Source organism: Streptomyces sp. NBC_01288, assembly GCF_035982055.1.
Lineage (GTDB): Bacteria > Actinomycetota > Actinomycetes > Streptomycetales > Streptomycetaceae > Streptomyces.
Window position 1 is genome coordinate 2,174,786 of the sequence record NZ_CP108427.1, and the last position, 19,385, is coordinate 2,194,170.

Annotated in this window: 15 protein-coding genes; 8 read left to right on the forward strand and 7 right to left on the reverse strand. The window is 70.4% G+C overall.

Annotated features, from left to right (window positions below; translation table 11 throughout):
• Positions 1-71: 71 nt before the first annotated feature.
• A complete protein-coding gene (locus OG194_RS09545) occupies positions 72-1,355 on the reverse strand; it encodes a YhgE/Pip domain-containing protein (RefSeq protein WP_327400421.1) in 1,284 nt (427 codons plus the stop codon).
• Positions 1,356-1,478: 123 nt separating this feature from the next.
• Here OG194_RS09545 and OG194_RS09550 point away from each other — a divergent pair, with 123 nt between their 5' ends.
• From OG194_RS09550 to OG194_RS09560, 3 genes are all read left to right on the forward strand, one after another.
• Positions 1,479-2,060 (forward strand): TetR-like C-terminal domain-containing protein, encoded by a 582-nt coding sequence (locus tag OG194_RS09550; protein ID WP_327400422.1) that lies wholly within the window; start codon positions 1,479-1,481, stop codon positions 2,058-2,060.
• Positions 2,061-2,161: 101 nt separating this feature from the next.
• Complete coding sequence (locus tag OG194_RS09555; protein ID WP_327400423.1) at positions 2,162-3,589, forward strand: hypothetical protein; 1,428 nt, start codon at positions 2,162-2,164, stop codon at positions 3,587-3,589.
• A 22-nt stretch (positions 3,590-3,611) separates the two neighbouring features.
• A complete protein-coding gene (locus OG194_RS09560; RefSeq protein ID WP_327400424.1) occupies positions 3,612-4,337 on the forward strand; it encodes a hypothetical protein in 726 nt (241 codons plus the stop codon).
• On the opposite strand, the gene OG194_RS09565 is transcribed toward OG194_RS09560, so the two are convergent.
• The gene (locus OG194_RS09565; RefSeq protein WP_327407027.1) at positions 4,324-4,746 is read right to left on the reverse strand and encodes an NUDIX hydrolase; all 423 of its coding nucleotides are present in this window, start codon (positions 4,744-4,746) and stop codon (positions 4,324-4,326) included. The genes OG194_RS09560 and OG194_RS09565 overlap by 14 nt on opposite strands.
• 194 nt (positions 4,747-4,940) lie before the next feature.
• On the opposite strand from OG194_RS09565, the gene OG194_RS09570 reads away from it, so the two are divergent.
• Entirely contained in the window at positions 4,941-6,515 is a 1,575-nt protein-coding gene (locus tag OG194_RS09570; protein ID WP_327400425.1) for a hypothetical protein, read from the forward strand.
• Here the strand turns inward: OG194_RS09570 and OG194_RS09575 are convergent.
• Positions 6,460-8,166, reverse strand: a complete 1,707-nt coding sequence (locus OG194_RS09575; protein ID WP_327400426.1) for a DUF2264 domain-containing protein — start codon at positions 8,164-8,166, stop codon at positions 6,460-6,462. The two genes, OG194_RS09570 and OG194_RS09575, sit on opposite strands and share 56 nt — an antisense overlap.
• Before the next feature lie 84 nt (positions 8,167-8,250).
• Entirely contained in the window at positions 8,251-9,330 is a 1,080-nt protein-coding gene (locus OG194_RS09580; RefSeq protein WP_327400427.1) for a rhamnogalacturonan acetylesterase, read from the reverse strand.
• Between the two features lie 187 nt (positions 9,331-9,517).
• On the opposite strand from OG194_RS09580, the gene OG194_RS09585 reads away from it, so the two are divergent.
• Positions 9,518-11,197 (forward strand): rhamnogalacturonan lyase B N-terminal domain-containing protein, encoded by a 1,680-nt coding sequence (locus tag OG194_RS09585; protein ID WP_327400428.1) that lies wholly within the window; start codon positions 9,518-9,520, stop codon positions 11,195-11,197.
• A gap of 39 nt (positions 11,198-11,236) precedes the next feature.
• Complete coding sequence (locus OG194_RS09590; protein ID WP_327400429.1) at positions 11,237-12,310, forward strand: pectinesterase family protein; 1,074 nt, start codon at positions 11,237-11,239, stop codon at positions 12,308-12,310.
• An 8-nt stretch (positions 12,311-12,318) separates the two neighbouring features.
• Here OG194_RS09590 and OG194_RS09595 read toward each other — a convergent pair whose 3' ends face one another.
• Positions 12,319-13,731: an RICIN domain-containing protein gene (locus tag OG194_RS09595; protein ID WP_327400430.1), complete on the reverse strand. Its 1,413-nt coding sequence runs from the start codon at positions 13,729-13,731 to the stop codon at positions 12,319-12,321.
• 159 nt (positions 13,732-13,890) lie between these two features.
• On the opposite strand from OG194_RS09595, the gene OG194_RS09600 reads away from it, so the two are divergent.
• Positions 13,891-15,978, forward strand: coding sequence for an autotransporter (locus tag OG194_RS09600; RefSeq protein ID WP_327400431.1), 2,088 nt, complete (start codon positions 13,891-13,893; stop codon positions 15,976-15,978).
• A 113-nt stretch (positions 15,979-16,091) separates the two neighbouring features.
• Here the strand turns inward: OG194_RS09600 and OG194_RS09605 are convergent, their stop codons facing one another.
• The gene (locus OG194_RS09605) at positions 16,092-17,204 is read right to left on the reverse strand and encodes an aminoglycoside phosphotransferase (RefSeq protein ID WP_327400432.1); all 1,113 of its coding nucleotides are present in this window, start codon (positions 17,202-17,204) and stop codon (positions 16,092-16,094) included.
• Between the two features lie 111 nt (positions 17,205-17,315).
• On the opposite strand from OG194_RS09605, the gene mmuM reads away from it, so the two are divergent.
• Positions 17,316-18,239 (forward strand): homocysteine S-methyltransferase, encoded by a 924-nt coding sequence (gene mmuM, locus OG194_RS09610; RefSeq protein WP_327400433.1) that lies wholly within the window; start codon positions 17,316-17,318, stop codon positions 18,237-18,239.
• Here the strand turns inward: mmuM and OG194_RS09615 are convergent.
• On the reverse strand, positions 18,229-19,284 hold the full coding sequence (locus tag OG194_RS09615; protein ID WP_327400434.1) for a LacI family DNA-binding transcriptional regulator: 1,056 nt from the start codon (positions 19,282-19,284) through the stop codon (positions 18,229-18,231). The genes mmuM and OG194_RS09615 overlap by 11 nt on opposite strands.
• Positions 19,285-19,385 lie beyond the last annotated feature (101 nt).

Genomic DNA, 19,385 nt, shown 5'->3' on the forward strand with positions numbered 1-19,385 from the left:
CTGAGAGTGTTCTCTCAGAAAGCCTGAGAGTCAACTCTCAGACCTCACATGGACGTTGGCGGCCGGGTGCCTCAAGCCGGCTGCGGGGTAAGGCGCTTGTGGCCCTTCCTGTCGTAGTACTGGACCATCGCGAAACCGAAGAGCAGACCGATCGCCGTACCGACCCCGATCATGGTCCACGCGCGCGTGAGGCCCGCGTCGCCGCGGGCGTCGAAGTAGAGGATCGCCCTTACGCCGTCGCTGAGTTGGCGCATCGGCTCGAAGTGGGAGAGGAAGCGGTAGAAGCCGGGGACGGCCTGGAGGGGGACGGTCGCGCCGGAGGAGGGCAGGCCCAGGACGATGAACACGAACATGGAGACCAGCTGGCCGATTCCGCCGAACGCGGCGTTGATGGCCTGGACGCCGAGGCCGACGGCGAGGGCGGCGCAGTAGGAGTAGATCCACAGGAGCGGGATGTGGGTCGCGTCCATGCCGAGGATGCTGACGCTGGCGAGCATGATCAGGGAGACGCTGAGGAGGGTGATTCCGGCGGTCATGACCATCTTCAGGAGCAGTGTCTGGGTGCGGTTGATCGGGACGGTGGGGCGGCGGGTGTGCCAGGGGCCGATCTCGTTGTCGGCGTAGCCGAGGCCGGTGTCGACGCCGTTGCTGATGACGTTGCCGCCCATGAATCCGGCCAGGACCAGCAGCAGGGTGTAGTAGAAGGCGGTCAGACCGATGCCGCTGTTGCCGCCGATGGGGTGGCCGACCTGGGTGGCGATCCGCACCGGGTCCGCGAGGAACAGCTTCTGCGTGGAGTCGGCCTTCGTGGCCGCCGCGCCGAGCTGCTTGCCGATGGTGAGCGAGGCCTGCTGGGCCGCCGTGGAGGAGATCTTGCTCGCGAGGGAGGACCCGAGGCTGCCCTTGCCGGGGTTGGTCAGCACGGTGATGGTCGGGCGGGCGGTGGCGTTCGTGGTGGTCAGCGCGGCGACGGAGTTCGTGAAGTCGGCGGGGATGACGAGGGCGCCGTAGACCTTGCCGGCGTCGAGTTCGTCCTGGGCCTGGGCCCGCGTGAGCTGGCGCCAACCGGCCGCTCGGCTACCGGAGTTGGTCACGATGGAGTGGGCGATCTGCGTGCCCAGGTTCTGCTGCTGGCCGGTGAGCGGTCTGCCGGTGTCGCTGTTGACGAGGGCGATGGGGAGGTCGTGCAGTTCGCGGTTGGGGTTGACGATGCCGCCCATGTAGAGGAGGGACAGCAGGAATGCGAGCAGGCCGGTGAGCACGGTGGGGATGAGCCACAGCTTGGGGCGGCCGAGGAGTGCGGTGGCGCGGAGGCCGGTGGGGGTGGGGGCTGAGGTGCCGGAGTCGTCGTCCATGGTGGGAAGTCTGCTGCCGGAGTCCGGTGACAGCCGTGGTGAAACGCGCCGGGCGCCCCTCTTGTTATTGGCTATTGTCCTAGGGGTTCCAGTCGTCGCAGGTCAGAGGAGAGGTGGTGGGTCGTGGCGCGCGCGGGACTGACCGCCGACCGTGTCGTGGCGGCCGCCGCCGACCTCGCCGACGAGGTCGGTTTCGAGAACCTCAGCCTGTCCGCGCTGGCCCGCGGCTTCGGCGTGAAGGACGCGAGCCTGTACTCGCACGTCCGGAACCTCCAGGATCTGCGCACCCGGGTCGCGTTCCTCGCGGGCGGCGAGCTGATCGACCGGATCGCCGTCGCGGTCGCCGACCGCACGGGCCGGGACGCGCTGGGCGCCTTCGCGGACGCGTACCGGGCCTACGCCCTGGAACACCCCGGCCGGTACGCGGCCACCCAGATCCGCGTCGACCAGTCCCGGATCGCCGACTCCCCCGCCCTGCGCCGCACCGCCGAGATCACCTACGGCATGCTGCGCGCGTACGGCCTGGAGGAACCCGATCTCACCGACGCCGTACGGCTGTTGAGGAGTACGTTCCACGGATACTGCGCGCTGGAGTCGAGTGGGGGATTCGGCGCGCCGCGGGATGTGTGGCGGTCGTGGGAGCGGGCGGTCGACGCGCTGCACGTGGCGTTGACGCACTGGCCGCGCGATGGTCAACCGGGCTGACGGAGACGCCGGTTCCGGTCCGCGCCCCAGCTGTATCGCTGACCACTTAGACTGGAAACTTCGCGAACGTCACGTGCCACCCAGGGGGAAGGGAGCGCGCCTTGTCTCAACAGCAGCTGGGGCGTGGTCCCTTGAGGGCCCCGGGGCCGCCCGGTCCGGGGACTCCCGGCGGGAGCCCGCCGACCCGCTTCGTGAGCTGGCTCGGCCGGTTCGGGTGTGTGGCCGCCGGGTACGCGGTGTTCCAGTTCCTGTTCGGCGTGCTGCCCGACTCGATCGACGGAGAGCCGGCCAAGTATCTGATCTCCGGGCTGAGCGGGTTCGCCACGGTCGGGATGACCTGGCTGGCGGCGGCCCTGCTCCGCGCCCGCACGGCCGGACCCGCGCCGCTCACGGCACCCGCTCCCCTCCTGCCGAACGCTCCCGGCCCGCTGCCGCAGGTGTTCACTTCGGCCTACGACACCCTCGTCGCCCAGGTCGCCGTGGTGGACGACCCGATACGCGGCCGTCTCGTCGGCTGGCCGCACTCCCTCCGGGAGCTGGACGGCCCGGCCCGCCCGACCTCGCTGGCCACGGCGTACGGCCTGCACATCGTGCTGGACCTGGGCGTGCCCGACGGACGGCTGCACACCGGCGATCTCATCGACACACTGTGGCGGCTACGGCTACAGGGCGGCGGCTGGTCGGCCCGTTCGCAGGGGTCGGTGGCCCGCCCGGAGGTCACCGCGATGGTGCTGGGCGCGCTGGCCCGGGCGGGTGCCTCGCGGGAGCGGGTGGCGGACGAGGTGGCGCGCTGCGAGGCCGGTTTCACCCGTGAACTCGACGGTACGGGGCGGGCGTTGACCCATGTCGTCACCACCGTGATGCGGGGGCTGCTGCGCGCGGCACCGGACTCGCCGACGCTGCCCGTGCTGCGCGGCGCCCTGATCGACGGCGCGCTCTCCGACCCGCAGCGCCAGCACCGCCGCTGCTGGAGTCACCGGCTCTCCCCGCTGCCCTGGGTCGGGCACCCGGCTCAGCCTTCCGCGCTGCACACCGCGCAGGCCGTGGTCGCCCTGGACCGGGCGGCCCGGGTGCTGGGCGAGGGGCCCGTCGAGCGTTCGGCGCGCGAGGACGGGGTGCGCTGGCTGCTGGCCTGCCCGGCGACCGCGCATGACGGCTGCGCCGACCTGGCGAACCTGCGGGAGGAGGTGCGCCGACCGCACCCGGACGACTCCTCGCACCACGAGGTGCTGAACGTCCGGCATTTCACGGCGAGTTGGATCGTGCGCGCACTGCTGACCCAGGGCGCCCAGGAGATCGCGCGGGAGGACGGCGTCGAGGACGCGTGGCGGGAGCGGTTGGACGGCGCGGCTGCCGCGGTGTGGGCGGCGCAGACCGACGGCATCTGGTCGTGGAGCCGGGACGGGTCCGCGTTCACGACGACGGAGGAACTGCGCCAGCCGATCTGGATGACCTATCAAGGCCTTTCGGCGCTGCGCGCGTATGCCGTATGGATGTATCAGCCGGACCCTCGAACGAGGCCGGTGTGAACCGGAGTCGGGGAGTGAGTGCATGGGTGGTCGGCAGATTCCGGCGGCGCGACGGCTGCTGACCGAGGCGCTGGACGGTGACCTGTCCGACCACGACACGGTGACCGCTGCCCGTGCCGTCGTCGCCGAACTCGGCTCCCCCGACCGCCTGTTGGAGCTGATCGCCGAACTCGCCTCCGGCGAGGGCGATCCGGAGGCCTGCGCCGGGCTGTCGTACCGTCATGTCCTGGGCTTCGACAAGCTGTTGCTGATCGACGGCGGCCCCCGTCACATGCTGCGCGCGCACCTCTGGCATCCCGGCGCGACGGCGATCGGCGCGGAGGACATCCACAACCACCGTTCCCCGCTCGCCTCTTACGTGGTCCGGGGCCGGCTCGCCATGGAGTTGTACGAGGCGCGGGGCGACGGCGGCATCACGGCGGACCGGTACGAGGAGTCCCTGGCCGAGCGCGGCGCCGACTGGCGGTTGCGGCCGACGGGACCGGCACGGCTGCGGCTGACCCACACGGGCCAGTACGCGGCGGGCAGCGCCTACGCCCTCCCCGCGCACACCCTGCACCGGGCCTGGTGTGACACGGACGTACCGACCGTGACGCTGTTCCTGGAGACGGGGGCCGAACGGCGGCGCCACACCGATGTGTTCACGGCGGCGGGCCCGCATCCGGGAGCGGTGGCGAAGGTGTCGCTCGAAGTGCCGGAGTATCTGGGCGCGTTGAACAACCTGGCGGAGTCGCTCAGAAGTTCGTGAGGGCCTGTCGTACGACGTCCAGGTTGTACGCGTCGATGTCGATGCCGGCACCGGCGAGTCCGGAGGGCGGGAGCCAGAGGTGCGCCTGGTCGGGTTCGGGGAGGGTGATCTCCCAAGTCAGCGGCCTGACGAGGAAGTTGTCCTGCCAGTTCTTGATCTCGCGGGCCCGGTACTCGCTCACGAAGGACGACTCGCCGATCTTGCGGACGATCTCGCCGAGGAGCCCGGTCTCTTCCTTCAGCTCCCGCAGCGCACCGTCCTCGGACCGCTCGCCCGGCTCCAGCTTTCCGCACGGAACGCCCCACACCCGCGGCAGGAACCTCTCGGTGGCGCTCCGGCGCACCAGAAGCACGCGTCCGTCGTCGTCCATCACGACGGCCGCCGCCAGTCGCTTGTCGCCGGGGTCCATGGCCATGGTTCCTCGGTCCCTCGCCGGTGATGAGTCCAAAGGGTCTGATACCCAGGAAGGCATCCAACGTACCAGGATCGGCCTGTCCCGGCTGTGGAGCCGGTCTCACCTCCGGAAGCCGCCGGACCGCTGACCTCGCGATATTTCACACGGCTCGACGGCAACCTCCCCCGCACCAGCGGCGACTTGGGAACATGACCAACGCAAGACGCACCACCACCACGCACCGTCGCCGTTCCCCCCGCCGCATCGCCCGCAAGCCGCTCGCGGGCTCGCTCGCCGTCGCAGCCCTGCTCGGCGGTGCCTGGTACGCGACCGCGGCGACGAGCAGCGGCGAGAGCGGTGGCTCCACCGCGGCCGGGACATCCGCCTCCCCCTCCGTGTCCAGCAGCGCCTCCGCCGAGGCCGCCGCCCAGGGTTCTCCGTCCACCACCGGTACGGCCACCGCGTCCGCCTCCGCGAAGACCACCCCGAAGGCCGCCGCGAAGACCTCGACGACCGCCAAGGTCGCGACCGGCACCCTCTCCCCGACCAGCACCACGGTCGCGCTCGCCGCCAAGTTCCCCTATCTGACGGCCGGTTACAACAACACCCGCGAGTGGACCCGTACGACCACGGCCGTGGCCCCGAACGGAACCCTGCGGGTGGCCTGGCCCGCCGCCGACGGTGTGCACGTGACCCCGCTGAACGCCGCCGGACTGCGCTCGGGCGCCGACACGATCGTCAAGGGCACAAAGGAAGTCGGGGGGCTCGTCGCGCACAACGACGGGTTCGCGCTGCTCACCCGGGTCGCCGACACGAACAAGTGGAAAGAGACGGCCGCCGCGATCGTCCGCTACACCAACGGCAAGCAGACCTTCCGCACCAAGCTCACCGGCACCGCCTCGAACGACACCTCCCCGGGTCTCGACGGCCAACTCACCTGGAACGGCACCAAGTACGGCGCGTACTTCGTCGTGCACGGCGCGGGCGGCTTCGCGGACGGCCATTTCGGCGACAAGTTGACGTACATCAGCGCCAAGGGCGCGAAGCTGAGCGGTGGTTGGAGCTGGGGCTGTAGCCACAACGAGGGCATCGCGCTGCACGCGGAGACCTCCGGCGCCTTCACTTCACTCTGCTTCGACGACTGGCGCTCGGGCCTGTTCGTCTCCACCGGGATCGGCGCCCCGGACGTCGCACCGGTCGTGCAGCGCGAGCAGTGCTGGGCAGGGTACTGCGGTGGTACCTTCCCCAGCCGCACCGGTGACCTGGTGAAGTCGGCGACCGGCCGCTACGCCACCGCCTTCGCCTCACGCGGCGCCGCCTCGGCCAAGAAGAACGCCGCCGACTCCAGCGGACGCGGCTGGACGGTCACCCCTAGGACGGGCACCCACCAGGTGGCCGTCGCCTTCATGGCGAACCGCAACTCCGGCCCCGGCAAGGCGGTTTACCTCACGAGCGCGGCCGGCACCGAGAACGTCAACGTGCACATCGCGCCCTACGGCAAGGACCGGCTCCTGGTCTCCTGGGAGTCCCTGAAGGGTGCCAAGTGCAACGCCGGCACCTGCACCGGCACCTTCACGGGCACCCACCTGCGTCTCATCGACTGGAACGGCAAGGCCCAGGGCACGGACAAGGTGGTGACCGCCCGGATCAGCGGCGACATAGCGGTCCTGAAGAACGGCACCCTGACCTGGGCCTACGCCCCGGTCACCCCGACCTACGCGACCCCGCTCAACGGGGCGTCACCGACCACGACGAGCCTCCGGCTCGCCCGGCTGACTCCGTGAACCGGAAGCCCACCCGCTTGCCGTCGGCCCACTGAACGGAGACACCGTGATCCCCGTCGACCTCCACGGACACCAGTTCCGCGAGGGGACGGGGGTCCGGCTCCGCCGTGAGCCGGGCCAGCGCGACGAACAGGGTGGGCCCGTCACCGACGACACCTTCACCGTCCAACAGGCCGTGCAGGGAGGTGAGTTCGGCGTCCAGCCCTTCCCCCGCCGACCAGCCCGTGACCCGGACCGACGTCCCCGCAGCCGCGCCCACCACCAGATGGGCCCGCACCTCCACCGCCCCCTCGGCCACCACCAGGCCGACCACCCGGGCCCCGGAAGCCGCCGTGTGCCGGGAAGCGACCCAGCCCTCCCCGACCCCCAACGGCACGATCTCCGTACGGCTCGGATCCCCGCCGAGGATCACGCTGTTGTCGTACGACGACGAGGGCTCCGTAGCCGTGGAGTAGGCGAGTCGCGTGTAGTACGGGTCGTAGCGGACGTCCTCGCTGCCGTGGTTGTGGAGGCGGACCAGGCCGTCCGAACTGGTGGACTGGAGCAGCCAGTTGGCGGGAGCGACCGCCGTGACCGCGTCCTCTCGCTCGACCGGGCCCGGCTCCTCCGGCGCCGTCCACACCTCGTGGTCCGGCGGGAGGAGCAGGCCGAGGAAGCCCTTGCTGGCCCAGTACGGGGACGCGGGGCCCGAATAGCCTTGCAGGACGGCCTCGTTGGGGCCGTGCCAGCCCAGACTCAACAGTCCCCGGTCGTCCACCGCACCCCGGTCGAGGAAGTACCGAAGCGCGCCGGAGGCCAGTCGTCGCGTCTCCCCCGCCGACAGCGGCGTACGACCCGTCAGCGCCCCCAGCCACAGCGGAGCCGTCGTCGCGAAGCGGTACGTCAGCGATCTGCCCTGGTGCATCGGCGCGCCGTCTCCGCCGAACAGGCGGGCGTAGTCGGCGAGATGGCGTTCCAGGCGGCCGCCGTAGAGGTCGAGGAGGCGGGGGTCGTCGGCGAGCCAGGCGTGCAGGACCGGGTAGAGGTGCATGGCCCAGCCGTTGTAGTAGTCGAACTTGCGGCCGTCGCCGTCCGTGTACCAGCCGTCGCCGACGTACCAGTCCTCGATGCGCGACAGTCCCCGGTCGATCGCCTTGCGGGACGCGTCGACCTCGTATCCGATGTCCTGGAGGAAGCCGCCGACCGTGACGGGGAACAACTCCCAGTTACAGGGCCAGGGTTCGGCGGTGAGGGCGTCCGCGAGCCAGGCCGCGGCGCGTTGTCGTACGGGCTCGTCGAGGCGGTCCCAGAGGAGGGGGCGGGTCAGGCGCAGGGCGAGGGCGATCGAGGCGGCCTCGACCAGGGGCTGGCTGCGGTCCTCGATGGTCGGCCAGACGCCCGCGACGCCTGCGGCCAGGCCGTCCGCGTAGCGCTCCAGTGCCGTCTCGTCGCGGCGGAAGGCGGCCAGCAGCAGGGTGCGGGCGTAGCCCTCCAGGCCGTCGGAGAGCCTGCCGGACCAGCTGGTGTGCGCGCCGGGGAGGTGGTAGAGCGCGCGGTCCTCGGTGGCGTACGGCTCCACCGCGGCGAGGAGGGTGTCGGCGGCCGTCTCCCAGTGGGTGCGGGTGTAGCCGGTGCGGGGGCTCAACGCGCGGTCGTCGGCAGGGAGTTGCATCGGCTCGCTTTCACACGCACGGCGGGAGAGTGGAACCTGGGGCGCCCCGGTTCCGGTCGGAACGCCCCAGGGGTCTTTCGGGTCTCACCCCACTCGTACCCGGTCCTTCGGCAGCAGATGCCGGGCGACGAGTGCCTCGCGGACCAGGCCCGCGTACACGGTGGCTCCGTGCGCGGAGGTGTGCGTGTTGTCCTTCTTCTCGTTGTAGAGGTAGATGGCCTTGGAGCCTTCCACTCCCAGCGATTCCACCAGCGCCTTGGTCTGCGCCGTGAGGTCGATCAGCGTTACCCCCTCGGCGGCGGCGACCGAGCGGATGACGCCCGGCAGGTCGACGCCGAGTCCGTTCACCAGCAGCGCTGTTCCGTTGTTCAGTGTGCCGTCGGCATTGAACCAGCGTCGCACGATCGGTGTCACGAGGACGGGACGACCTCCCCTGTCACGGATACCCCGTACGAGGGTTTCCAAGTTCGCGCGATACGTGGCCTCGTCGGTCGTCTTGTCGTTGTGCGCGAGCTGGACGAGCACGAGGTCGCCGGGGCGGATCAGCGGCTGAACTGTCCCCCACAGCAAGGGATTCTCCAGGTAGGTGACCGTACTCTCCCCGGAATCCGCGTAGTTGGCGACGGAGATGCCCTTGCGCAGGAACTGCGGGAGCTGTTGACCCCAGCCGGAGTACGGGTCGCCCGGTTGGTCGCAGACCGTGGAGTCGCCGATCAGGATGATCTGGCGGGCGATGGGGGTCCCCCCGCGCGAGCTCGTTCGAGCGTGGGGGAGGGCGGGGGTGACGCGGATGTCGGCGAGGGCGGGGGCCGTGCCGCCGAGGGCGAGGTCGAGGCCGGGGGTGCCGTCTGGGCCGGTGGGTTCGCCTTCTGGCGTACGGACGTCGACCGTGAAGCTGCGGGTCACGGTGCGGCCGGCGGCGGTGGCCGTCTCGGGGAGCAGGGAGCGCCGGGTCTCGCCGGTGATGGCGGTGCTCGCGGCCGACTCGCCGCCGAGGCGGACCGTGACGTCGTAGGTGCCGGGCGGGACGTCGAAGTGGCAAGCGGTGGCAGTGCAGTTGGCGAGGCCGAGCGGGGGTGTGCGGTCGTGCGCCTGGGCGGGTGCGGTCGACAGGGCGGTGCTCAGGGTCAGTGCGGCCAGCAGGGCGATGTTGAAACGTCTCATTCGCGGCTTCTCCGTCCGACGACAAGGCCTGGCGGTGGACCGTACCGCTCCGGACAAGCGCTTTCTAGACCTGCGGCAGATTTCACGTCATCGCCAACTCCAAGGCTGCGAAAGCCCTTTCGCGAAATCGATTCAACTGCCACCCTCCAAGCACCCGCACCCCCACCCTCCCGAAGGAGGCACCCCCATGTCCGGCTCTGTGAACAGACCGGTTCGCCGCCGCACCTTCGTCCTCGGCGCAGCGGCCACGGCCGGTTCGGCGGCGCTCGCCGGGCCGCTCGCCGAGAGCGCGTCCGCCGCGAGCTTCGGCTACACCGACGACGGTTCGAACTACGTCGTCGACAGCGGCGCGAGCCTCGTCTTCAAGGTCAGCAAGACGAACGGCGATCTGACCTCGCTGGTCTACAAGGGCACCGAGTACCAGGGCTACGGCGGCAAGAACTCGCATGTCGAGTCCGGCCTCGGCACCTCCACCGTGACGATCGCGCAGTCGGGTTCGACGATCCTGATCTCCGTCGCGTACGGCACGCTGAAGCACTACTACGCGGCCCGCAGCGGCGAGAACAACGTCTACCTGTGGACGAACAAGGCCGACACGTCGGTCAGCGCGACCCGCTACATCGTGCGCGTCAAGGCCGGCCTGTTCCTCAACGACGAGCCGGATTCCTACACTTACGCGCCGACCACCATCGAGTCCGCGGACGTCTTCGCGAAGTCGGACGGCCAGACCCGCTCCAAGCACTACTCGAAGAACCGGGTCGTCGACTACGACTACGTCGGCTGGACCACCGGCAGCGTCGGCCTGTGGGTCGTGCGCAGCAACCACGAGAAGGCGTCCGGCGGCCCGTTCTACCGCTCCCTGCTGCGCCACCAGAGCGCGGACGGCGGCGGGTTGTACGAGATCCTTTACTACGGCGAGAACCAGACGGAGGCGCAACGCTTCGGTCTCCAGGGGCCGTACGTCATCGCCCTCACCGACGGAGGCGCGCCCTCCTCCTCGCTCTACCACGCCAACCTCACCACCTCGTGGGCGGATTCGCTCGGCATCTCCGGCTATACGGCGGCGAGTTCGCGGGGCCGGGTCGCGGGCGTCGGCATCACCGGACGTGACACGGCGTACGCGTACACGGTCGGGCTCGCCAACTCGGCTGCCCAGTACTGGGGTTCGGCGCGGGCCTCGGACGGCTACTTCTCGATCGCGGGGGTGCTGCCGGGGACGTACACGCTGACCGTGTTCAAGGGTGAACTCGCCGTCTACACCGGGTCGGTGACGGTCACGGCGGGCGGGACGACGACGCTGAACAGCATCGCGATCCCGTCCTCGAACGATCCGTCCAACGCGAGCGCGATCTGGCGGATCGGCAACTGGGACGGTTCGCCGAGCGGGTTCAAGAACGCGGACCTGATGACCTACGCGCATCCCTCGGACGTACGGGCCGCGTCCTGGACCGGCAACGTCGTGGTCGGCAGCGGGACGGAGACCTCGGGGTTCCCCTGCTATCTGTGGAAGGACGTCAACAGCGGCATCATCGTGTACTTCAAGCTGACGGCCGCGCAGTTGGCCGCCGCGCACACGCTGCGCATCGGGGTGACGACGGCGTACGCGAACGGCCGCCCGCAGGTCGTCGTCAACGACACCTGGACCTCGGCCGTCCCGTCGCCGCCGACCCAGCCGAGCACCCGGTCGCTGACCGTGGGCTCGTACCGGGGCAACAACAACACGTTCACGTACAGCGTTCCGGCGTCGGCCTGGCTGACCGACGCGAGCGCGTACAACACGCTGAAGATCTATGTGGCGAGCGGCTCGGGGACGACGTCGTTCCTGAGTGCCGGTACATCGATCGACGCGATCGATCTGCTGGCGTAGAGGCGGCAACTCCCGGGCGGGGCACGGCGACTTGAAGGCATGACAGAGCCGAACACGCACCGCCGCTCCCCCGCCCGGCGTCGAGCCGTCGCCGTGGCGACCGGTACCGCGGCCGCCCTCGGGCTGGTCGCGGTGTCGCTGGTGACCCAGGCGCGGGCCGCCACCGTCATCACCGTCGCCAAGGACGGTTCGGGCCGCTTCACGACCGTGCAGGCCGCCGTGAACGCGGCCGCCGCCGGTGACACCATCTCCGTCGCGAAGGGCACGTACGCCGAGATCGTCAACGTGCCTGTGAGCAAGACGGGGTTGACCGTCCAGGGCGCCACCGGCCACGCCGAGGACGTCGTCATCACCTATGACCGGGCCGCCGGTTACACCGACGCCGGCGGCAACAGGTACGGGACGCTGGGCAGTTCGGTCGCGACCTTCTCGGCGAGCGGCCTCACCGTCACCGGGATCACCGTCCAGAACACCTTCGACAAGACCGCCCACCCGGAGATCACGGACACACAGGCCGTCGCGATCACCGCGCAGGGCGACCGGCAGACGTTCACCAACGACCGGTTCATCAGCCGCCAGGACACCGTCCTCAACTGGTCGCCGTCGTCGACCGGTCAGTACCGGCAGTACTTCTACTCGTCGTTCATCACCGGCGACGTGGACTTCGTCTTCGGCAACGCCACCGCCGTCTACGACCGGGTCAACATCCAGCTGCGCAACTCGGGCGCGGCGGCCGACGGCCTCAACGGCTTCCTCTCCGCGCCCAACACCAGCTCCGCGAAGACGTACGGCATCCTCGTCACCGGCAGCTCGGTGAGCAGCTCGGCCGCGGCCAACACGTACTACCTGGGCCGCCCTTGGCACCCGACGGCGGACGCGGTGGGCCAACTGGTCGTCCGCCAGACCGCGTTGCCCGCCGCCGTGAAGGTCGCCGGGCCCTGGACGGACATGAGCGGCTACTCGTGGAAGAACGCCCGCTTCTTCGAGTACAAGAACACCGGCGCGGGCGCGACGGTGAACTCCAACCGCCCGCAGCTCACCGACTCCCAGGCCGCGAGCTACACGGCCCAGAAGTATCTGGCGGGCACGGACGGCTGGAATCCGGTCCGGTAACGGTGCGCTCAACTACCGCGCGTCCACTGCTGGTTGGTCGCCCCGCTGCACGTGTACGTGATGATCGCGGCGGAGTTGGCGGTGGACGCGCCCGACACGTCCAGGCACTCGCCGCTCGTCCTGGCCTTGACGAGGACGTAACTGCCGGAGGTGGTCAGGCTCCACTGCTGGGTGGTGACGCCGGTGCAGTTCTCCTGGGTCACGTTCGTCGCGTTCTCCTGGAGGCACAACGAGCTGCCCCGGCCCATGAGTTCGTAATAGCCGGTGCCGAGGTCCTTGAACCACCACTTCTGGTTGGTGCCGCTGTTGCAGGTGTACTGGCTGATCGCGATGCCCTGCCACAGCGACTGATTGGCCACGTCCGCGCACTTGCTGCTGTTGCGCGCGATGAGCGTGTTGTACGTCGCGCTCGTCCCGCTGATCGTGCCGGCGGCCGTGTCGATCGACACCTCCGGGTACCAGGACGCCATGGACATCGAGGTGGTGGTCGGGAACGTCAACGGCAGCCACACGTAACGGGAGTCGTTCACCGTGCCGCCGAAGGAGTTGCCCCAGCGGTCGCCCATGTAGAGGTACGAGGTGCCCGAAGTCCCCGTGATCGGGAGGACGTAGGCGGTCTGCGAGTTGTATGCGGTCGAGTCGCCGACGTTGGTGAACGCCGTCCACGGGCCGGTGATGCTGGTCGCGGTGGCGTACTGCTGCTGGTTGGCGCTCCAGCCGGTCGCGGCCGAAGTCAGCATGAAGTAGACGCCGTTGCGCTTGAAGAGGGCCGGCGCCTCGCGGTGTCCGCCGACCCACGGGTTGGCGACCAGGCTGTCGATGGCGGTGTAGTCGGCGGTGAGCTTGTAGATGTGCAGGTCGTAGTTCTCGTTGGCGGCGGAGACCATGTAGGCGGTGCCGTCGGTGTCGACGAACGTCGTGATGTCCCGCGACATGTTGTCGCCGAGCGGCTGGAAGCTGCCCTGGTAGGTGTAACTGCCGTCCACGGTCGAGGAGACGGCGACGGCGGCCTTGGCCTCGCTGTAGTCGACGCCGTTCTCCTTGTGCATCCACATCACGAACTGGCCGGTGGAGGCGTTGTAGATGACCTTCGGCCGCTCGATGTAGGCGGTGCCGAGTTCGGAGGCGCTGGTCTGGGTCAGGACGTGGTTGCGGAACTCCCAGTTCTTGAGGTCGGTGGAGCGGTAGGCGTCCACGTACTTGAAGGTGTTGTCGGCGTTGCGGTCCTCGCCGAACCAGTAGTAGTAGCTGCCCACTTTGATCACCCCGCCGCCGTGCGCGTGCACGGCGTTGCCCGAAGTGTCCGTGAACTGCGTGCCGTTGGTGATGGTCTGCGCCGCGGCCTGGGCCGGCCCCGCGGTCGCCAGTGCGGCGGCGAGCACGCAGCACAGGGCGACGAGGATTGCGTACACACGTCTCATCTGACGCCTCTCGGAGGGGGTTCGAGATTTCGTACGGCATCTGTCATTACGAACGCCGAAAAGGTATGGGTGTGTTACGGGAAGGTCAACGGGTCGCGCGTGACAAAGATGGTCGCGAGATTTCTGTTATCGCCTCCGCCGGCCCCCGTCTCCAATGACGTGCGCAGCCATACCCACAAGACCTCAGCCGCCGTAGGCGCCCTCGCGACCGTCGCCCTCCTGGTCGGCGCTTCCCCCGCCTCGGCCGCCGGCGCCCGTGACGCGACCGCCGACGTCCTCGCGAACCGGGACGTCACGCTCACCGGCGACACGGTCGTCACCGTGCCGTCCGGGACGACGACGTACGACGGGGTGTTCCGCGGCCAGGGCACGCTGACCGTGCGCGGCGGCGGCACGCTGATCCTCACCAAGGACAGCGAGTTCACGCTCCCGGCGGCCCGGCAGCGGCAGAAGGTGACCACCCAGGGCGGCAACCACCCGTACACGACCGTCAGCAACCCGGACCCGCCCGCGATCACGGTCGCGAGCGGCACAACTCTCCAGTACGGCACGGGTGGTGGGACCGGCCTGATCGGCCACTTCCCCTACAGCACACCCGGCTACCAGCTCAACGAGTTGAATGTCCGGGTCGACGGCACCCTGCGCCTCTCCCTGACCCGCACCTTCAACATCGGCACCATCAGCGGCTCGGGCCTGGTCACCCAGCCCCGCAACATGTGGGGCACGCTCGACCTCGCCGGAACTCACCCGTTCTCAGGGGTGATTGACAACGGAACCGGCATGGCGGTCGGCCGCCCCGAGTACCCGGTGGCGCTGCCCGACGCCCGCGCGATCCTCAACCAGGGCTCCTGGATCATCGACACCCCGCTCTACCAGACGATCACCCTGCGCCAGAACTTCTACCAGCGCGAGTACGGCAGCGACGTCAACGTCCACTCCCGACCGGGCAGCAAGGTCGTCCTCACGGGCCAGTACAGCTACAGCGACCAGGGCGGCGACACAAACCCGTCGCTCAGCGACCCGAGCCTCAACCGGCGTGCGATCCCCCACCAGTTGAACAAACGCGGCACCAACATCGAGGGCGCGAACGTCCAGTGGGGCGACGGCACCACCCACCAGATCTTCATGCCGGGCACCAAGGACACCGTGTACATCAACCTCCATGCGGCGAGCGGGGTCCGGTCCAGGCTGACCTTCGACTACGACGGTCCGGTCACCCTGGGTGCCCCGATCGGCGGCGGCAAGTACCACGACACCCTGGCCGCGCCCGGCGCCGGGGACATCGTCATCGCGGGGACGCGCGGGAACGACGTGACCTTCGCGGCACCGCAGTACTACGACGGTTCCACGACCGTGGAGAAGGGTGCGGTGCTGCGACTGGGGTCCGGGAAGCCGGGCGGCGACGGCGGGCTGCTGACCGGCACGGAGGGGCGGCGGATCGTCGACGACGGGACCCTTGTCCTGCAAAACGTGTCACTTTCCTCGAAACTGTCACACTTTGGCGGGAAGGGGTCCCTGGTCCAGTCCGGCGCCGCGACGACGACGCTGACGGGCGCGGCGGTGACGTACACGGGGACGACGACGGTCTCCAAGGGCACGCTGGCACTCAGGTCGGGGGCAACTCTGGCCCGCAGCAAGGCGATTCGGCTCACGTCGGCGGGTGCACGGCTGGACGCGGGCACGGCGGGCCTGCGTGTGTCGACGGAACTAACCGGTGTGGGCACGGTGAAGGGTTCGGTGACGAACGACAGCCTGGTGACCACCGGCCTGACCGTGACCGGAAACTACACGCAGAGCACGAAGGGCGAACTGGTCCTGCGCGACAAGCCGTTGAAGGTGGGAGGCGATGTCAGCCTCGCGGGCGACCTGGACCTCTCGGCCGCCGGGACGCACCCCGCGCGGACCGTCACGATCCTCGACCACACGGGTAAGGGCTCAACGACGGGCACCTTCAAGGGACTTCGCGAGGGCGCCAAGCTGAAGCTCGCCGACACGACGTACCGCATCAGTTACCGGGCCGGCGACGGCAACGACGTCGTCCTGACCGCCGTCACCACGAGCAGCCCCTCCCCCAGCACCCACCCCACGTCCTCGCCGGGAACGACGCTCGCCGAGGCCCGCACAACGAACACCGCCCGCAGCGACGGCTTCGGCTGGTGGCCGTACGCACTCGGACTCGGCCTGCTGGGCGGCCTGTTGGTCCCGGCGACCAAGCGCACCCGGGGCGGCGGGAAGCACGCGGCGTAGGACTGAGCAGGGGCGGCCCGGCAGCGCCCCAAAGGGGCGCGGGGAACTGCGCGCCCAGCCACAACGGCGCCGCAGCGAACGACGCCCCATCGCGGCACAACCAGCGGAGGCGCCTAGCGGCCGCTAGGCGCCTCCGGGAACCCCAACTGCGGAGCCAGCACACGCGCCTCGGCGGCCCACCCCGCGAGGAAGGCGAGAGTCAACCCCCGCTCCCGGTAGCGGAGTTCGGCGGAGACGCCGCGCTCACCGCCGTAGTCCACCTGCTTCTCGCTCGCGCGGGCGAGCATCGCGGCAGTGAGCCAGTCGTACTTCACGACGGACGCGCACACCCCGAGGCGCACGAGCCGTTCGTCGACCTGGTTGCCGGACTCCCGGAGGCCGTGCAGATACGCGTCGTAGACACGCGCCGCGTAGCCGGGCAGGCGGGCGGCCGGGACGGACAGGTCGAAGACGGAGTCGGGGAGGTAGTTGCCGAGGTCCTCGCCGAGGGCGCCGTCGCCGGCGAAGGCCCAGTCGAACAGGACGCTGCCCGGGCCCTGCGAACGGACGTTGGCGGGCCACTGGTCGAGATGACTGAAGGCACGCGGCAGGGCCTCCATGACGTCCAGGAACCACTCGCGGTCGTGGTGCAGCCGGACCATGTCGTGGCGCAGTCCGGCGGGGAAGTGGTCGCGGACCAGGGGCTGTTGCCAGGCCGCGTCGTCGTCGAGGAGTTCCGCGCCGAGCGTGTTGCTGCCCACGTACTGGCGCAGGAAGCGGTGCGAGAACCAGGGTTGGTCGGGGACGGATACGGCTCCTTGCGCGGCGCCGAGACGGCGGGCGTGTTCGATGTGTCGGGTCAGGGGCCAGGTGGTGCCCGGCCTGCCCCGGACGTGCTCCAGCCACAACGCGACGTCCCCGTCGGCCCGTTCGACCCGGGCGAGCAGCCGGGGCGCGCGGATGCCGTACGGCTGCCAGCTCTGCGCGAGCCCGGAGTCGTAGACCTGCGCCTCGCGCAGCCAGTAGTTCCAGTGGCGGGGGTCGCCGGAGGCGGCCCAGCGGCCGGTGGCGTCCTTGCTGCGGGTGAGGACCTTGAGGACGGCCGTGCGGTCGCCCGCCGTGATGACCCAGACGCCCGCGGTGACGCCGTTCTTGGCGTTGTGGGTGAGCGTGGCCGCGCCGACCGATCCGGCGGAGTGACCCAGGACGTCGCGCGCTTCGGCCCCCGTGGCCACGATGTCGAGCATGCGGGCAAGGCCAGCTCCCCTCAGAAACCCCCAGGTGTCCACATTCCAGGCATACCGTTCGCCAGCTGGACGTGGCCCCGGCTCCGCGGCCGTATCGACTAGCGTCGAGACATGACCAGCGACACCGCTCCCCTCCTCGCCGACGCCCTCGCCGCCGGGACGCTCGTCCTCGACGGCGGGCTGTCCAACCAGCTCGGGGCGGCCGGGCACGACCTGAGCGACGAGCTGTGGTCGGCGCGGCTGCTCGCGGACGGGCCCGAGGCGATCGCCGAGGCGCACCTCGCGTACTACGAGGCGGGCGCCGACGTGGCGATCACCTCCAGCTACCAGGCCACCTTCGAGGGCTTCGCGAAGCAGGGGATCAAGCACGACCGGGCGGCCGAACTCATCGCCGCGAGCGTGGAGTTGGCCGTCGACGCGGCGGTGGACGCGGGCCGGCGGGGCATCGCGCGGCCGCTCTACGTGGCGGCCTCGGTCGGTCCGTACGGCGCGATGCTCGCGGACGGCTCGGAGTACCGGGGCCGGTACGGGCTGAGCGTGGCCGAGTTGGAGGCCTTCCACCGGCCACGCCTGGAGGTGCTGGATCTCGTCGGGCCGGATGTGCTGGCCTTCGAGACGATCCCGGACTCCGACGAGGCCGAGGCGCTGCTGCGAGCGGTGCGCGGACTGCGGACGCCCGCCTGGCTGTCGTACTCGATCGCCGGTGACCGCACCCGTGCCGGGCAGCCGTTGGAGGAGGCGTTCGCCCTGGCCGCCGACGCCGACGAGATCATCGCGGTCGGCGTCAACTGCTGTGCGCCCGAGGACGTCGAGGGCGCGGTCGGGATCGCGGCCCGCGTGACCGGGAAACCGGTCGTCGTCTACCCCAACAGCGGCGAGACCTGGGACGCCGACGCCCGTGCGTGGACGGGCCGTTCCACCTTCACCGCCGAACAGGTCGAGGGCTGGCGGGCGTCCGGCGCACGGCTGATCGGGGGGTGCTGCCGGGTGGGGCCCGAGGCGATCACGTCCATCAGGCGGACGCTCACGCCGTGACCGCCGCGATCGAGTCCCGCACCACCACATGCGTGCCCAGCAGCAGGTGCTCGTCCGGGGACTCCGCCGTGCGGCCCAGGGCGGTGCGTACGGCGAGACGGCCCAGCTCCTCGTAGGGGACGTGGACCGTGGTCAGGGCCGGGTACAGGTCGCGGGCGAAGGGAATGTCGTCGTAACCGGCCAGCGAAACATCGCCGGGGACGTCCAGACCCGCCTCGTGCAGCGCGGTGAGCGCGCCAGCGGCGACCATGTCGGTGGCGGCGACCACGGCCGTGAACTCCAGTTGCCGGCTGAGGGCGAGGCGCATCAGGCGGTGGCCCGAGTCGCGGGTGAAGTCGCCGTGGAGGAGGAGTTCCGGGTCCGGGTCGAGGCCCCGGGCGCGGTGCGCGGCGAGGTAACCGCGTTCGCGGCCCTGCGCGGTCGCGTGGTCCGGCTTGCCGCCGAGGAACAGGACGCGCTGGTGGCCCTGGGCCAGGACGTGCGCGACGAGGGCGTACGCGCCGCCCTCGTTGTCGTACTCGATGACCGTGACCGGTGCCCCCGGGCCGAGCGGCGGCCGGCCGCAGAGCACGAGCCGTGATCCCGCCGCCGCGAGCGAGTCGGCGATACGGCGGGTGCGCTCGCGGTACTCGGGAGTGTCGGCGGTGCCGCCGACGAGGATCACGGCGGCGGTGCGCTGGGCGCGCATGGTCTCGATGAAGTCCAGTTCGCGCTGGACGTCGCCCTCGGTGCTGCACACCAGGCAGAGGTGGCCGAGCCGGGTCGCCTCGCGCTCCACGCCGTGTGCCATCAGGGCGAACGACGGTCCCGTGATGTCCTCCAGGACGAACGCGAGGGTCGGCGTCCCGACCCCTGCCACGGCCTTGGCGCGGGCGTCGGCGACGTAGTCCAGGTCGCGCACCGCCCGCAGCACGCGCGTGCGGGTCGCCGTGCTCACCGGGTAGTCGCCGCCGAGCACCCGCGACACCGTGGACGCGGACACCCCGGCGCGGGCCGCCACGTCCCGGATGGTGCTCCCGCTCGCGTCCTGGCTCTTCCTGGTCATGTACCGCCTCGCCCCTCCCCCGGCCCGCCGCGTACCCCCTCGGGGCCTGTGGCAACACTCCGGCAACCGGTTCCCTGCGCGGAGAGTAGCAGCGGGCGAGG

Coding starts and splice junctions, on each gene's coding strand:
- OG194_RS09545 (WP_327400421.1), bottom strand. CDS start 1,355: ATGGACGACGACTCCGGCACCTCAGCCCCCACCCCCACCGGCCTCCGC.
- OG194_RS09560 (WP_327400424.1), top strand. CDS start 3,612: ATGGGTGGTCGGCAGATTCCGGCGGCGCGACGGCTGCTGACCGAGGCG.
- OG194_RS09565 (WP_327407027.1), bottom strand. CDS start 4,746: ATGGACCCCGGCGACAAGCGACTGGCGGCGGCCGTCGTGATGGACGAC.
- OG194_RS09570 (WP_327400425.1), top strand. CDS start 4,941: ATGACCAACGCAAGACGCACCACCACCACGCACCGTCGCCGTTCCCCC.
- OG194_RS09575 (WP_327400426.1), bottom strand. CDS start 8,166: ATGCAACTCCCTGCCGACGACCGCGCGTTGAGCCCCCGCACCGGCTAC.
- OG194_RS09580 (WP_327400427.1), bottom strand. CDS start 9,330: ATGAGACGTTTCAACATCGCCCTGCTGGCCGCACTGACCCTGAGCACC.
- OG194_RS09585 (WP_327400428.1), top strand. CDS start 9,518: ATGTCCGGCTCTGTGAACAGACCGGTTCGCCGCCGCACCTTCGTCCTC.
- OG194_RS09590 (WP_327400429.1), top strand. CDS start 11,237: ATGACAGAGCCGAACACGCACCGCCGCTCCCCCGCCCGGCGTCGAGCC.
- OG194_RS09595 (WP_327400430.1), bottom strand. CDS start 13,731: ATGAGACGTGTGTACGCAATCCTCGTCGCCCTGTGCTGCGTGCTCGCC.
- OG194_RS09605 (WP_327400432.1), bottom strand. CDS start 17,204: ATGCTCGACATCGTGGCCACGGGGGCCGAAGCGCGCGACGTCCTGGGT.
- mmuM (WP_327400433.1), top strand. CDS start 17,316: ATGACCAGCGACACCGCTCCCCTCCTCGCCGACGCCCTCGCCGCCGGG.
- OG194_RS09615 (WP_327400434.1), bottom strand. CDS start 19,284: ATGACCAGGAAGAGCCAGGACGCGAGCGGGAGCACCATCCGGGACGTG.